This window comes from Glycomyces sp. YM15 (genome assembly GCF_016918015.1).
Classification (GTDB): Bacteria; Actinomycetota; Actinomycetes; order Mycobacteriales; family Micromonosporaceae; genus Glycomyces.
In genome coordinates this window covers 114,100-128,596 of the sequence record NZ_JAERMK010000006.1, presented here as the reverse complement: position 1 = coordinate 128,596, position 14,497 = coordinate 114,100, and the positions used below count along the sequence as shown (strand labels likewise).

Annotated in this window: 10 protein-coding genes; 6 read left to right on the top strand and 4 right to left on the bottom strand. The window is 69.5% G+C overall.

Annotated features, from left to right (window positions below):
- The first annotated feature begins 53 nt into the window (after window positions 1-53).
- From JHY01_RS08940 to JHY01_RS08925, 4 genes are all read left to right on the top strand, one after another.
- Window positions 54-1,103 (top strand): glycerophosphodiester phosphodiesterase family protein, encoded by a 1,050-nt coding sequence (locus tag JHY01_RS08940; protein ID WP_205325281.1) that lies wholly within the window; start codon window positions 54-56, stop codon window positions 1,101-1,103.
- 151 nt (window positions 1,104-1,254) lie between these two features.
- Window positions 1,255-2,712, top strand: coding sequence for a von Willebrand factor type A domain-containing protein (locus tag JHY01_RS08935; RefSeq protein ID WP_205325280.1), 1,458 nt, complete (start codon window positions 1,255-1,257; stop codon window positions 2,710-2,712).
- 323 nt (window positions 2,713-3,035) lie between these two features.
- Entirely contained in the window at window positions 3,036-4,532 is a 1,497-nt protein-coding gene (locus JHY01_RS08930; protein ID WP_205325279.1) for a cytochrome ubiquinol oxidase subunit I, read from the top strand.
- On the top strand, window positions 4,529-5,611 hold the full coding sequence (locus tag JHY01_RS08925) for a cytochrome d ubiquinol oxidase subunit II (RefSeq protein WP_205325278.1): 1,083 nt from the start codon (window positions 4,529-4,531) through the stop codon (window positions 5,609-5,611). Before JHY01_RS08930 ends, JHY01_RS08925 begins: the two co-directional genes overlap by 4 nt.
- Window positions 5,612-5,707: 96 nt before the next feature.
- Here the strand turns inward: JHY01_RS08925 and JHY01_RS08920 are convergent, their stop codons facing one another.
- Window positions 5,708-6,733: a proprotein convertase P-domain-containing protein gene (locus tag JHY01_RS08920; RefSeq protein ID WP_205325277.1), complete on the bottom strand. Its 1,026-nt coding sequence runs from the start codon at window positions 6,731-6,733 to the stop codon at window positions 5,708-5,710.
- Window positions 6,734-7,043: 310 nt separating this feature from the next.
- Complete coding sequence (locus tag JHY01_RS08915) at window positions 7,044-7,829, bottom strand: hypothetical protein (protein WP_205325276.1); 786 nt, start codon at window positions 7,827-7,829, stop codon at window positions 7,044-7,046.
- A 486-nt stretch (window positions 7,830-8,315) separates the two neighbouring features.
- Between JHY01_RS08915 and JHY01_RS08910 the strand changes: the two genes are divergently transcribed.
- On the top strand, window positions 8,316-8,933 hold the full coding sequence (locus tag JHY01_RS08910) for a class I SAM-dependent methyltransferase (RefSeq protein ID WP_205325275.1): 618 nt from the start codon (window positions 8,316-8,318) through the stop codon (window positions 8,931-8,933).
- Window positions 8,934-9,273: 340 nt separating this feature from the next.
- Here JHY01_RS08910 and JHY01_RS08905 read toward each other — a convergent pair whose 3' ends face one another.
- Window positions 9,274-10,743, bottom strand: a complete 1,470-nt coding sequence (locus tag JHY01_RS08905) for a family 43 glycosylhydrolase (protein WP_205325274.1) — start codon at window positions 10,741-10,743, stop codon at window positions 9,274-9,276.
- A gap of 159 nt (window positions 10,744-10,902) precedes the next feature.
- Here JHY01_RS08905 and JHY01_RS08900 point away from each other — a divergent pair, with 159 nt between their 5' ends.
- Window positions 10,903-11,916: a LacI family DNA-binding transcriptional regulator gene (locus tag JHY01_RS08900; RefSeq protein WP_205325273.1), complete on the top strand. Its 1,014-nt coding sequence runs from the start codon at window positions 10,903-10,905 to the stop codon at window positions 11,914-11,916.
- 251 nt (window positions 11,917-12,167) lie between these two features.
- Here JHY01_RS08900 and JHY01_RS08895 read toward each other — a convergent pair whose 3' ends face one another.
- A complete protein-coding gene (locus tag JHY01_RS08895; RefSeq protein ID WP_205325272.1) occupies window positions 12,168-14,267 on the bottom strand; it encodes an RICIN domain-containing protein in 2,100 nt (699 codons plus the stop codon).
- Window positions 14,268-14,497 lie beyond the last annotated feature (230 nt).

The following is a 14,497-nucleotide window of genomic DNA, read 5'->3' as shown; positions in this document are numbered from 1 at the left end:
CTCTGTCGATTCGCGTTCACAACCGAGTCACGTGCTCCGCCCACGCTGAGGCCATGAGACGCTTCCTCACTGTCGGAGCGGTGGCTGCGGTCGCCGCCACCGCGCTGTTCGTAGCCCTGCCCACCCCTGCCGACGCGCACCCTTCGCGTGACTTCGACCTCCAGGCCCACCGCGGCGGGCTCGGGTTGGTCGTCGAGAACACCTTGCCCGCGTTCGCGAACGCCCTCGAGCTCGGGGTGAGCACGCTCGAGCTCGACGTCCAGATCACCGAGGACGGCTTCGCGGTCGTCACCCACGACCGCCGCGTGAGCGGCGGCAAGTGCCTCGACACGGCACCGGCCTTCGAGGGCGACCCGGAGTACCCGTACGTCGGCGAGTACGTCAAGGACCTCACGCTCGACCAGGTCCGCACCCTCGACTGCGGCAGTCTCGTTCAGACCGCCCACCCGAACCAGGAGGCGCACCCGGGCGAGCCGATGCCGCTGCTCAGCGAGGTCTTCGACCTGGTGCGCGACTACCGCGCGCGCGGCGTGACGCTCAACATCGAGACCAAAGTGGAGGCAGGAGCGCCGCATGAGACCGCGCCGCGCGAGGCCTTCGTGGAGACCGTGGTCGCCGACATCCGGGAGGCCCGGATCGGCCGCCAGGTCACCATCCAGAGCTTCGACTGGGGCACGCTCATGCTCATGGGCGAGACCGCGCCCGAGCTGCCGCTGGTCGCGCTCACGAACATCTCGTTCCTCCAGACCGGCCAGGCCGGGGCCTCGCCCTGGCTGGGCGGCATCGACATCGACGACTTCGGGGGCGACCCGATCGCGGCGATCGACTCGTTCGGGGCCGACGCGTTCTCGCCCGTCCACGGCTCGCCGCAGAACGGCAAGGCCACCGACGCGGACTACGTGCCGTACGTGACCGAGGCGATGGTCGACCACGCGCACGGCTTCGGCATCGAGGTCATCCCGTGGACCGTCGACGACGAGGCCACGATGCGCAAGCTCATCGACGACGGCGTGGACGGCATCATCACCGACTACCCGGACGTGCTCCGAGAAGTCATGCGGGACTACGGACTCCGTCTCCCGAAGCGATACTGCGACCGTTAGCGACCGAATCGCTACCCGATGACGGCACGGTCACGACCGGGTCCTGTTTGCTCACCGCCCCATCACGGTTCGGCCACGAGGGGAACCGGAGCGCGGAAACGGCTGTCTCATGGAAGTACCCCGTTATCCCGAGCGAGAAGGGAACCCCTCCATGAGGCGCCACCGAATGGCCGGTATTCCGGCTGCCCTCCTGATGATCGCCCTCGCCGCCTGCTCCGGCCCCGGCGAGTCGCAATCCGGTACCGCGCAGGACATGGGCGAGGCCGAACCCATGGGGCCTGAGGAAACCTACGGCACCGACCAGCCGGTCTCCCCGGGTGACGATCCTCAATCGACGTTCGCGGTCGACGTCGACACCGCCTCCTACGACTATGCGCGCCGCTCACTCGAAGACGGTGTGCTGCCCCCGGCCGACCAGATCCGGCCCGAGGAGTTCGTGAACTACTTCGACCAGGGCTACGCCGAACCCGAAGGGAACGGCTTCGCGGTCAGCGTCGACAGCGCCGAGCTCCCGAGCTGGTACGACGCGGGCGACGCGACCCACGTGATGCGGGTGGGCCTCCAGACCCGCAGCGAGCCCGAAAGCGAACGCGCCGATGTGAACCTGACCTTCGTCATCGACGTCTCGGGGTCCATGGACCAGGACGACCGCATCGGCGTCGTCCGCGACTCGCTCGACCTGCTCGTGAGCCGGCTGCGGCCGACCGACGCGGTCGCGATCGTCACCTACGAGTCCGATGCCGAAGTGCTGCAGCGGATGACGGCGGTCGGCAACGGCGAGGAACTGCGCGGGGCGATCGACGACCTGTACGCGCGCGGCTCCACGAACATGCAGGCCGGCCTGGAGGACGGCTACGCGCTGGCGGGCGAGGCCTTCGACGCGGACAAGGACAACCGGGTCATCCTGCTCTCCGACGGCGAGGCGAACGTCGGCATCACCGACCACGACGAGATGCTGGACGCCCTCGGCGAGGACGTCGCCGAAGGCATCACCCTGCTCACCGTCGGGGTCGGCGACTCCTACAACCAGGAGATGCTGGAGCAGCTGGCCGACAACGGCGACGGCTGGGCGGTCTACTTCGCGACCGAGTCCGAGGCCGAGCGCGTCTTCTCCGAGCGGCTGACCTCGACGCTCGGGGTGGCGGCGCGAGACGCGAAGATCCAGGTGACCTTCGACGAGACCACGGTGGAGGCGTACCGGCTCATCGGTTTCGAGAACCGGGCGATCGCGGACTACGAGTTCGAGGACGACAGCGTCGACGGCGGCGAGGTCGGTCCCGGGCACAGCGTCACGGCCCTGTACGCGCTGACACTGACCGGCGCGTCCGGCGACGTCGCCCAGGTCGGTGTGCGCTGGCGGGACCCGTCCGGCGAGCACACCGGCTCGGCGGAGGCGATCCTGCCGACGAGCGCGACGTCCGCGTATCCCGACGCGCACCTGAGCGTCGACCTGGTCGCGGCGGCCTTCGCCGAGGTCCTGCGCGGCAGCGCCGGGTTCGACTGCGACGACCTCCTCGCCGCGGCCCGGGAACTCGCCGAGACGAGCGAGGACCCGGATGTGGAGGAGCTGGCGGCGCTCATCGCGATCGCCTCGGATCTGGGGGCGTAGTCTCGTCGCCGGTGCCGCCCCGGGCCTTCGGGTCCGGGCGGCACCGGGCCGTGTCTCTCCGGGGCGGCGAATCGGCCGAGCGCGGGTCGGTGCAATCCGGTCGGGAAGCGGCGGCGGGGCGCCGGGGAGCGATGTCCGAGGCGCCCGTCGAGAAAATTGAGCGCCGCCGCCCCGGCGTCCTAGCCGCTTGGCCGGAAGCCGAGGTCCGTGCGCATATCCGCTGGTCCTGAAGTTTTTGAACACGTTCGATCACACGTTCCGCAGGCTTGTGAAAGCATTCACAAGAAGGTGATTTCGGGTTTTCCAGCCCGTAGCTTCAAGGCATGGATGCAACCCAGCTCCTCGCCCAGGCGTCCGATGTAGTCGCCGCCGCCGACCCCGCCGGGCTCATGCCCGCGCGCCAGCAGATGGCGCTGTCCCTCGGATGGCACATCATTCTCGCCTGCTTCGGAGTCGCCTTCCCCGCCATCATCTTCGTGATGCACCTGCGCGGCATCCGCAAGAACGACCCCGTCGCCCTCAACCTCGCCAAGCGCTGGGGCAAAGTCTCGGCCGTGCTCTTCGCGATCGGCGCCGTCTCCGGCACCGTCCTCAGCTTCGAGATGGGCCTCCTGTGGCCCGGCCTCATGGGCACCTTCGGCGACGTCCTCGGACTCCCCTTCGCCTTCGAAGGCCTCGCGTTCTTCCTCGAAGCGATCTTCCTCGGCATCTACCTCTACGGCTGGGGCAAGATGCCCCCCAGACTGCACCTCTTCATGGTGCTGCCCATGGCGATCACCGGCGTCATCGGCACCTACTGCGTCCTCGCCGTCAACGCCTGGATGAACGCCCCCGTCGGCTTCGACATCGTCGGCGGCGAAGTCGTGAACATCGAGCCCTGGGCCGTCCTGTTCAACCAGCACGCGTTCCTCGCCTTCGCCCACATGTGGCTCGCCGCCTACATGGTCGCCGGGTTCTCCATCGCCTCGGTCTACGCGGTCGGGATGCTCAAAGGGCGCCGCGACCGCCACCACCGGCTCGGATTCATGGTGCCGTTCGCCTTCGCGACCATCGCGGCCCTCGCGCAGCCCCTCGCCGGGCACTTCCTCGGCCACGACCTGGCCGAACGCCAGCCCGCGAAACTCGCCGCGTTCGAATACGCCGACGAGACCGCAGACGGCGCGACGCCGCTCACCATCGGCGGCTTCTACATCGACGGCGAAGTCAAGTGGGCCATCGAGATCCCGTACCTCTCCTCGGTCGCCTCACTGAACTCGTTCACCGAACCCGTGCCCGGCCTCGACCAGATCCCGGAGGAGGACCAGCCGCCGGTGAACTTCACCCACTACTCGTTCCAGGCGATGGTCGGCATCGGCCTGCTCCTCCTGGCGGCGGTAGCGCTGTACTGGTTCCTGCGATGGCGCAGGCGGGACCTGCTCGAGAACCGCTGGTTCCTGCGGTTCATGGCGGTCACCGGACTGCTCGCGATGACCGCCATGGAAGCGGGCTGGATCGCCACCGAAGTGGGCCGGCAGCCCTGGATCGTCTACGGCGTCATGCGCACCACCGAAGCCGCCAGCGACCACTCGGCCGGTCTCTGGGGCGTCTACGGCGCCTCGGTCGCCCTCTACGGCGGCATGACGATCGCCGCGATCGTGATCCTGCGGTCGATGGCGCGGCGCTGGCGCTCGGGCGCGGCGGACCTGCCGAGCCCCTACGGGCCGAAGCCTGTGACGGTCGACGGGCCCGGCGAGGTCCGGGAGTGCGCCGATGAGAAGGACGGCGACGCCGAGAACGCCGCCATGAGCCGCCCGACCGCCGAGCAGGAGGCCGCGAAATGATGTCGCTCGAGTTCGCCGTCGCCGCAGCGCTGTTCGCCGGGGTCGTCGCCTACGCGGTACTGGGCGGAGCCGACTTCGGTTCGGGATTCCACGACCTCACCGCGGGCGGCGCCCGCCGCGGCGCACCACTGCGGACGCTCATCGACCACAGCATCGGCCCGGTGTGGGAGGCCAACCACGTCTGGCTCATCTACGTGCTGGTGATGTGGTGGACCGGGTTCCCGGAGTCGTTCGCCGCCGCCATGACCACGCTTTATGTGCCGCTCGTGCTCGCGCTCGTCGGCATCGTGCTCCGCGGCGCCGGCTTCGCGTTCCGCAAGCACAGCGAGACGCTCTGGCAGGCGAAGCTGTTCGGGATCGTCTTCGCGACCTCATCGGTGCTCGCCCCGTTCTTCCTCGGCACCATCGTCGGAGCGCTCGCCTCGGGCCGGGTCCCGGCGGCCGGGAACGGCGACCCGTGGTCCTCGTGGATCAACCCGACCGCGCTCTTCACCGGGTGCATCTCGGTCGGCACCTGCGCGTTCCTCGCCGCGACGTTCCTGACGGCGGACGCCGCGCGGCGCGGCGAGACCGCACTGGCCGCGAAGCTCCGGATCCGGTCCCTTGTGGTCGGTGCGGCGACGGGGGTCGTGGTCTTCGCGGGGCTGATCCCTGTCGAGCACGACGCGCCGACGTTCTGGAACGGCCTGACCGGCCGCGCCGCGCCCGTCATGGCGCTCTCGGCGCTGGGCGGCATCGCGACGCTGATCCTGTTGTGGCGCGGGCGGTTCGGCCCGGCCCGGTTGGCGGCGGTGGTCGCGGTGGCGGCCGTGATGGCCGGGTGGGGGATCGGCCAGTACCCGTGGGTGCTCGTCGACCAGGTGAGCATCGCCGATGGCGCCGGCGCGCGGGCGACCCTGCAGGGTCTGCTGGTGGCCGTGGGGATAGCGGCGGTGATCGTCGGTCCGGCGCTCGGGTACCTGTTCTATCTGACGCAGTCGCCCGAATGGAACGGGGAGGCGCGCGGAGGCGTCGAAGCGGGAGAAGGTGGTTCGATCCGCCGCGGCGTCTCGCATTGGAGCAGTCGGTTGGGGAGCTGACCGCTTCGGGGAAGGTTTGACACCTGCGGTGGATGAGGGAGGGCCGGGCGCGCCAGTGCCCGGCCCTCCTTGGTGCGCGCTGTCGAATGCGCGGGATCAGATGCTGAGCGACCAGCTGTTCAGGGTGCCGCTCGAACCGCCGTAGTAGGTGTCGGTGACGCGCAGCGTCCAAGTGCCCGAACGGTTCTCGCTCGAAAGGTTGACGCTGTAGGTGGTGGCGATGTTCGCGCCGGAGCCGCCCGCGGCCTTGAGGGTGCGGCTGGTGCCGTCAGGGGCGATGAGCGCGATCGTGATGTCGCCGCTGTAGGGGTGGGTGATGTTGACCGTGACCGAGCTCGTCGAGGAGGCGGTCCCGGTGCAGGACAGGCTGATCGTGGAGTTCAGCGGCGAGCCTTCGGGAATGGCGGCCGCGGTGGTCTTCGAGCCGGAGCAGTTGGTCGGAGTGCCGCCGGAGGAGCCGCAGTAGTTCGTCAGGTGCGACTGGATCGCGGACTTCTCGGAGGCGTCGATCGTGAGGTCGTACAGGTACTTGACGTGGATCCAGGCCTTGACGTAGTCGCAGCGCACCGAGGTGTTGGCGGGCATCCACTCAGCCGGGTCGTAGTCGCTCTTCGAGGAGTTCGCCGAGGTGGTGGCGATCCACAGCTGCGGGGAGTTGATGTCGTTGGCGAAGGCCTGTCGCTGCGCGGTGGTCCAGGACCAGGCTCCGGAGGCCCAGGCTTCGGAGAGGGCCACGACGTGGTCGATGGTGGCGTTGGAGACCGAGGTGGTCCAGGTGTTGTCGAAGTCGGACTGCCAGTTGCCGGAGGTGGGCTGGCAGCCGTCGCCGGTGACGACGTTCTGGCCGTCGCGCTTGAGGACGTACTGGCGGGCCGTGCAGCCTCCGCTGCCGCTCACGGACCTCCAGTGCGGGAAGAGGCTGCGGTCGTAGCTCGACCCGTGGGACTCGGCGGCGACGGTGAGCGCGTTCAGTTCGGATTGCGCGGTCGCGGTGGAGGGGATGCCCGGAGGGCGGACGGCTTCGGCGGGTGCGGCGTCGAGGATGACGACGGAGAGGACGGCAAGCGCGGCCGCGGCGAGTGCGGCGACGGCGCGGCGGGCGGGGAGGGTCCAGGAAGGCATTGCTCGGCTCCTGAGGTGAGGCGGTCGGGGGAGCGGCCGATGGGGTCGGCCGCGGGAGGCGGGCCCGCCGGGGATGGGACGCGGGCCTGGATTGATCAAATCATGGGATGATCGGCTATGGCAATAGTCACAGTAGATTGTTCACATTCCCGACACGAGCCGGTCGGGGCCGAGCGGTCGGAAGTTCCCCGAGAGTCGAAGGCGCACGACGAATACCGCCGCACTCGGGTGCACAACGGGAACCGCTCGCATCCGGGAGCGCAAAGAGAACCGCCCGCGCCGAAGGCGCGGGCGGTTGCGATGTGGACGCCTACTGCACCTCGCGCCTCGGGTTGAGCTGGTCGATGAACCAGACGTCCACGAGGTCGCTCACGATGGCGCGCACCGGCTCCGACGCCTCCTCGATGGGTTCGCCGTCGGTGCGGCCGATGACCACGTACATCAGGTAGTGCCCATAGGTGTTGTACCCGACCATGGTCGCGGCCCGGCCGAGTTCCGCGGCCTCGCCGTCGGTCCGCAGGGCCGCGAAGCCGCCCTCGAGTCCCGCCTCGATCGCGGCGCGCAGCGAGTCCGCCTCGGCCGTGTCGGCGAGGTTGAGGACGCCGGCGGTCGCGGCGTACTCGCCGTCCGGGTTGATGAGCGTCGCGCGCACCGTCTGCGTGCAGTCGGCGTCGGCCAGCAGGTCGGCGAGTTCGTCGAGTCCGGCGTCCGAGCAGTTCGCGAGTTCTTCCGTCTCAAGGACTTTGTAGCTGCCCGTGCCCCCGTCCGGGGTGATCGAGCCCGCGCCGAAGAGCTCCGCGATCGAGATCGGCGCCGTGTCGGTGGCGCGGCTGGCGATCGGGTCGACCACCTCCGGTGCGCCGACCGATTCATCCACTGAGGATGATTGATCGGCCGCGGGCCTCGCGGTCGGCGCGGACGGGTCCGGTTCGCCTTCGCGGAGCACGATGAACGCCCCCGCCGCGCAGGCGGCGGCGACCGCGAGCGCGCTCACGACCGCGAGCGCGACCAGCCACCATTTCGTGCGGCGCCGGGCGCGCTGTGCGGCGCGACGCAGGGGACGCGAGGCCTGGATCTGGTCCAGGTGCGCTTCCATCTCCTCCTCGGGCGACCGTTGCCCCGGCGCGGGCGACGGCGAGCGGCCCCCCGATCCGAGACGCACGGTCGGCGTGCGGTCTTCGGGGCTGAGCCGCGCTGTGGGTGCGCGCATCTGCGAGCGCTCGTCGTACTCCGACCAGTCGAAACCTGGATTGTCCGGAGGCCGGTGCGACTGCGTCTCCTGGGGAACTCCGAACGGTGACGGGCCATGTGCCATGGGGGCAGCTTAGACCCGGAAACCGTCGAAACCGGTAAACGTTCCCCCGGGAGATGGACGGCGTCGAGCGTCGTTCATCTCCTCGGGTGACAAGCCGTGGCACGTGACATATCACATGTCGCACTGCGGATCGATCAGGAACGAGCACTCCATCGGCCGGGTGGCATATCACATGTCACGCAGCGGACCTGGGGGCGAGAACGGCGCAGGTCTCTTACGGGCCGATCCCGGCGGCCGGCGCGGGCTCGGCGCGCGACAATGGGGGACATGTCCAAAGGCCCAGCCGACCAGCCAGAGCACTACTTCAGCGAGCAGCCCGCAGTCGACGACCGCGAACGCACCGTCGAGTTCGACCTCGACGGCGTCAAGTACGAGCTGACCGCCTCCACCGGGGTCTTCTCCGGCAACCGCCTCGACCCAGGCACCAGCGTGCTGCTCAACAAGGTCGTGCCGCCCGAGTCCGCCGGGACCTTCCTCGACCTCGGCTGCGGCTACGGTCCGATCAGCGCCGTGCTCGCCCAGCGCGACGACGCCGAGATCTGGGCGGTCGACGTCAACCGACGCGCGCTCGACCTGACCCGCCGCAACACCGAGAAGGCCCCGGGCACCGTGCACGTCGCCGCTCCTGAGGACGTTCCGGCCGACGTGCGGTTCGACGAGATCTGGTCCAACCCGCCGATCAAGGTCGGGAAAGAGGCCCTCCACGACCTGCTCGAGACCTGGCTGCCGCGCCTCAAGGACGGCGGCGTCGCCTGGCTCGTCGTCTCCAAGCACCTCGGCGCCGACTCGCTCGCGCGCTGGCTCACCGAGCAGGGCTGGGATGTCGACAAGCACGCGAGCGCCAACGGCTACCGGGTCCTGAAGGTCGAGCGAGCCGAACCGTAGCGGCGCGCGCCCGAAGCGCGCGCCGCGATTCGGGATCGAAGGGGCAGCCGGGGCTGCGGGCGAACGGCTGAACCGACCGGCGTGCCACTTGTTCCGCGGCCGCGAACGATCGGGCTTTCAGGCGAAACGCCGGAAACGCGGCAAGGGCCGCCTGCTCGAAGCCGGCCGGTGCGCCTCGCGCCGCCGCGATCCGGCGTACGGCCGAAGCCCGCGAACTCGACGCGGGCAACAGGCCAGGACCGCCGCGACACGGGCACTCGACCCCGCCGCGAATGCGGGGCCGCGCCGCCCGCTCGAGGCGAACGGCGCGACCCCGCATGGTGCGCTCAACGCGCTCCCGTCACTCTCCCGACGGCGGATTCAGGACGATCCCGCTGGCCACCGGCGTGCCGAAGTTCGGGGTGCCGTCGGCGTTGAACGTGAACGGCTGCACCCGCGTCTCCCGATCCGAGCCGCAGCCCTGGCCGCTCTGCGGGTTGCCGTGGTACACGATCCACTGCTGCGAGCCGTCCGGCGAGGCGAAGAACCCGTTGTGCCCCGGCCCGAACACCCCGTTGCCCTGCGACAGCACCGGGTCGGCGCTCTTGTCCCAAGAGGACGCCGAGAGCACCGAGCCGCCGTCGTACGTCAGCAGCCCCAGCTTGTAGTCGTCCGTCGTGCACGACGAGGCCGAGTAGACGATGAACGTCCTGCCGCCGTGCTGGAGCACCACTGGGGCCTCGTTCACATTGGCCCCCACCGTCTCCCACGAGAGCGTCGGCGTCGCGATCGTCACCTGCGAGCCGGTCACGGTCCAGGGGTTCGACATGGCCGCGATCCGGATCGACTGGTTCGCGCCGACCCACTCCGACCACAGCAGGTACAGCGAGCCGTTGAGCTCCAGATAGGACCCGTCGATGTTCCACTGGTCCGGCAGCGGCGTGCCCATGAACTCATACGGCCCCATGGGGGTCGACCCGGTGGAGCGCAGCACGTGGAGGCGCTGGCCGTCGAAGTTCGTCTGCGAGTTCCCCGAGGTGTACATCAGGTACCAGACGCCGCCGATGCGGTGGAACTCCGGCGCCCAGTGCGAGCAGCAGCGGCTCGCGTTGCCCGAGTCGTTCCACACCACCGAGTCCGCAGCGGTCTTGAGCCCGGCCAGGGTCGTCGCCCGGCGCATGATCACTGTGGAGTCCCAAGTGGTCGTGGACATGTAGTAGTAGCCGTCCCAGTACTCGATCCACGGGTCGGCCCCGTTGGAGCGGATCGGGTTGGCGACGCCGGTGTCCGCGGCCTCGCTCAGGAACCACTTCTGCGCGTTCAGGCCGTTGGAGGTGTACTGCGAGATGCGGCTGCCCGCGGTGGTCGACCACTCCCACAGGTCGAGCGCCTTGCCCGAGAAGCGGTTGATGAAGCTGTACGAGCCGTCGGCGTGCTCGGTGACCGACCACTGCTGGTTGGTGAAGTTCTGGTCCGACGCCTGGGCGATGACGGCCCCGTCGGCGGCGTCCCAGCCCCAGACGTCGAGTACGAGGTTCGAGTGGCGGGCCTGGATCTTGTAGTAGCCGCTGCCCGCGTCGACGAACCGGAACTGCTGGTTGGTGCCGGCATTGCGGCCCCACTGGACGAGTTCGGCGCCGGCGGCGGTGGAGGCGCCCTCGATGTCGAGGGCAAGGTGGGAGTGGGCGCTGGTGATGGTGAACCAGACGCCGGTGGTCACGGCGCCCTGGGCGGGCGCGGGGGTCGCGGCGACGAGGCCGAGGGCGGCCATGGCCGCGGCTGCGGCGAGCGCCAGCAGCGTGCGGCCCCGCCGCAGTATGGAGGTGGACATCCTTGTCTCCTGGTGTGAGAGAAGCCGAAGTATCGCTTGATGGAAATGTGCGGATAAACTGTCGCCGAATCGACCGCCGCTTGCGGAGCGAATTCGTGGGAGCGGTCCGGCAAACCCGGTTTGCATCGTTGTAGAATTCTGCGGAACGGAGGAGGTGCGATGGCGGCGACCTTGCGCGATGTCGCGAAACTGGCAGGCGTCTCATTCAAGACCGTCTCGAACGTCATCAACGACTACCCGCACGTCCGCCCCGCGACCAGGGCGAAGGTCGAGCGGGCGATCGCCGAGCTCGGTTACAAGCCGAACCTCAACGCGCGCAGCCTGCGGTCCGGCCGCACCGACACCGTCGCGCTCGCCGTCCCCGAGCTCAACCTGAGCTACTTCGCCGAGCTCGCGGGCATGGTCATCGCCGCCGCCGAGGAATCCGGGCTCACGGTGGTCGTCGAGCAGACCGGCGGCGACCGCGACCGCGAGCTGGCGCTCCTGCGCAGCCCCCGCCTGAGCATGACCGACGGCCTCATCCTCAGCCCGCTCGGCATGGGCCAGGAGGACGCCGGCGCGCTCGACGTCCCGTTCCCGCTCGTGCTCCTCGGCGAGCGCACCTTCGACTGGCCGTGCGACCACGTCACCATGCGCAACGTCGAGGCCGCCCGCGCGGCGACCGAGTACCTGCTGGCCTCGGGCCGCCGCCGGATCGCCGTCATCGGCGAGTACGAGGGCGAGGTCATGGGCTCGGCCCGGCTCCGCCTGCGCGGCTACCGCGAGGCCCTCGCCGCGCACGACGTGCCGTACGACGCCTCGCTCGTGGTCCGCGCGACCCTGTGGCACCGCGCCGACGGCGCCCGCGCGATGCACGAGCTCCTGGACCGCGACGTGCCGTTCGACGCGGTCTTCGGCTTCAACGACACCATGGCGCTCGGCGCGATGCGCGTGCTCCAGGAGGCCGGCCGCCGCGTCCCCGAGGACGTGGCGGTGATCGGCTTCGACGACCTCGACGAGGCCGCCTACTCGATCCCCTCGCTCACCACAGTGGACCCGGGGCGGGAGTGGCTGGCGCGCACCGCGCTCGGGACGCTGCTCGAGCGCATCGCCGAGACGGGCCCCAAGCAGCCGCCGCGAACCGAGCTGGCGGACTTCACCATCGTCGAGCGCGAGTCGGCGCCGAGGAACTGAGGTACGGGCGCGAAACGATGCCGCCGACCTGAGCGCCGGAGGCGCCGCGGCACCGAGCGCCGTTCGCGCACCGAATCCCTTCGCGGTCCCGAAGGACGGGCGCATTGCGCGCCCGGGCTCCTCGACCTTGGACATCGGACCTCCGAACTCGAAGCGAAGTCTCGCAGCGGATCTGCGACGCCTGGCGGGCCGCGCCTGCGCGCCGTCCGGGGGCGGCGGGCCGTCGAGCGCCCGCCGCCCCCGGCGGCCGGCTACTGGATGCCCTCTTTCACGAGTCGCCACTGCTGGCACGCAGCGCCGTTCGCGGTCCACTGCTGCGCGACCGCGCCATCCGCGGTGGAGCATCCGGCGATCTCGAGCAGCTTGCCGCTGTTGGCGTTCGTGAACGTCCACCAGCCGCCGCTGGTCGCGGCCGTCCACGACTGCGTCGCGCTCCCGGTCGGGCCCCACTGCACCGCGTCCACCCCGTCGGCGGTCTGCGCCGAGGGGATCTCGAGCAGCTTGCCGCTGTTCTGGTTGGTCAACTGCACCGTGGCGCCGCCGCTGACGGTCCACCGCTGCGTCGCGTTGTTCGTGTCGCCCCACTGGCCCACGGCCGCGCCGTCGGTCATCAAGGCGCTCAGCACCTCCAGGTACTTGCCGCTGCCCCGGTTCGCGACCTGGAAGACCGGCGCGAGCGCACTGCTCGAGTACAGGTGGATCGCGTCGAGTTCGGCGAAGTCGGTGCCCTTGGTGAACCGGATCGTGTTCGTGCCCGCATTCAGCGTGACGGTCTTCTGCGCCCAGCCGTACCGGGCCCAGTCCACAGTGGCCGGATAGCTGATCGACGAGCCGGAGCCGCCGTTCACGCTCACCGAATGCGTCGCGGTCGAGCCGAAGCCGTTGTCGTACCGGACGTTCATCGTGTAGGTCCCGGCGGTCGGCACCTTCACGGTGAACTGCACGTAGCTGCCGCTGTTGTTGATGTTCCCGATCTTCGACCCGTTCGAGGCCTGCACGTGGTTGACGGTGGACACGTCGTTCAAGGTCGCGTTCTCGGCCTCGTACTGCAGGGCGTCCAGCGGGATCGACCCGACCCGGATGTCGTTGAGGTCGGTGGTCGTGTTCTCGACGTTCACGGCCTGGTAGAGCGTGCGGCCGTCGGCGCCGTAGTCGATGCCCTGCGCGAATCCGCTGAAGTTCCCGCCCTGGGTGTCACTGGCGTCGTAGGTGACCGCCATCGGCAGCCGCTCCCACGGGCCATCGCCGAGGTTGTAGTTGACGTAGAAGTTCTGGCCGCCGTCGATGTTGCCGCTCCCGTCGAGCGACCACTTCGAGGCCACCACGACCATGCCCTTCGGGCCGCCGGAGGGCACCCACTTCACGTACGGCGAAGAACCGATGCCGCGGCCGTTCGCCAGCTTGATCTGGGTGCCGATGCTGTTGGTGGAACCCCAGTTCAGGCCGTCGGCCGAGATCTTGTAGTAGACCGGCGCGGTGTTCTGGGACTGGCTGGGCCGGTTCACGACCTCGAAGGTCGCCATGTAGCGGCCGTCGGGCAGTTTCGTCACGGTGATCATGCCGGGCCGGTCGCTCTGGTTGGTCGGCGCCGAGACGTTGACCAGCGAACCCCAGGTCTTGCCGCCGTCGGTGGAGCGGCGGTAGGAGATCGCCTGGAGCACGCCGTTCGCCTTCTGGCGCTCGTCCGAGAAGTACGCGGCGAGGCCGCCGTTCCCGTCGATCGCGAGCGAGGGCTCCCACACCGTGGTGGTGGTCGAGGACGGCGACGGGTCGTACACGGCCGGGCCGCCGGAGTCGATGGTGCTCAGGTAGCTCCAGTTCGTGCCCTGATCGGTGCTCTTGTACACGACCAGGCGGCTCGTCGAGCGGTCCTCGGGCATGACCATGCCCGCCAGCAGGATCGTGCCCGCGGCCAGGTCCCCGGTGGTCTGGGTGACCTCGTAGAGGAACGGCTGGGCCGTGCGGGTCAGCGCCGGGAACGTCGCGCTCGGGTTCACGTCGGCGACGTGGCTCCAGCTCGCGCCGTTGTTCGTGCTGCGGTAGATCGGGTAGACCTGCACGCCGTTCTGGAGCACGAGCTTGTCGAACGTGACCAGCTGCGTGCCGTTGGCGCTGCCGCTGTTCTTGAGCACGATGATCTTGGCGTAGGTGGTCCCGGCGGGCGTGCCGCCTTCGGGGTTGAACGAGCTGCCGGCGGCGGGCGAGTAGACGAGCGCACCGTTGCCGGTGGTCACGGCCGCGGCGGGCGCGGGGGACCAGCCGATGGACGCGGCGACGAGGGCGAGGAGGAAGGCGGCGGCGGCGATCACGGCGCCGCCTCGCCTGAGGCTGAGGAGTTGAGGGCTTCGCATGTGACTTCCAATCTTTACAACGTTGTATCATGCGTGCGGGACATCGTATGACCATCAATGCCCGCAGGTCAAGCCCATGGTCGCGAATCCGGTCACAGATCGGAAACGAAGTGGACACGAACGGTGGGTCCCGTTGACAGCCTCGGCGGGGTGTGCGTACGATTCCCAGACTTACAACGTTGTACAAGACGGTTCCCCCAGTACAGGACCCCCTCGACGTTGTACGTCAC

What these genes read in the sequence shown, in the direction of transcription:
- JHY01_RS08935 (WP_205325280.1), top strand. Translation starts at nt 1,255, where the DNA reads ATGAGGCGCCACCGAATGGCCGGTATTCCGGCTGCCCTCCTGATGATC.
- JHY01_RS08905 (WP_205325274.1), bottom strand. Translation starts at nt 10,743, where the DNA reads ATGTCCACCTCCATACTGCGGCGGGGCCGCACGCTGCTGGCGCTCGCC.
- JHY01_RS08895 (WP_205325272.1), bottom strand. Translation starts at nt 14,267, where the DNA reads ATGCGAAGCCCTCAACTCCTCAGCCTCAGGCGAGGCGGCGCCGTGATC.
- JHY01_RS08920 (WP_205325277.1), bottom strand. Translation starts at nt 6,733, where the DNA reads ATGCCTTCCTGGACCCTCCCCGCCCGCCGCGCCGTCGCCGCACTCGCC.
- JHY01_RS08915 (WP_205325276.1), bottom strand. Translation starts at nt 7,829, where the DNA reads ATGGAAGCGCACCTGGACCAGATCCAGGCCTCGCGTCCCCTGCGTCGC.
- JHY01_RS08910 (WP_205325275.1), top strand. Translation starts at nt 8,316, where the DNA reads ATGTCCAAAGGCCCAGCCGACCAGCCAGAGCACTACTTCAGCGAGCAG.
- JHY01_RS08940 (WP_205325281.1), top strand. Translation starts at nt 54, where the DNA reads ATGAGACGCTTCCTCACTGTCGGAGCGGTGGCTGCGGTCGCCGCCACC.
- JHY01_RS08900 (WP_205325273.1), top strand. Translation starts at nt 10,903, where the DNA reads ATGGCGGCGACCTTGCGCGATGTCGCGAAACTGGCAGGCGTCTCATTC.
- JHY01_RS08930 (WP_205325279.1), top strand. Translation starts at nt 3,036, where the DNA reads ATGGATGCAACCCAGCTCCTCGCCCAGGCGTCCGATGTAGTCGCCGCC.
- JHY01_RS08925 (WP_205325278.1), top strand. Translation starts at nt 4,529, where the DNA reads ATGATGTCGCTCGAGTTCGCCGTCGCCGCAGCGCTGTTCGCCGGGGTC.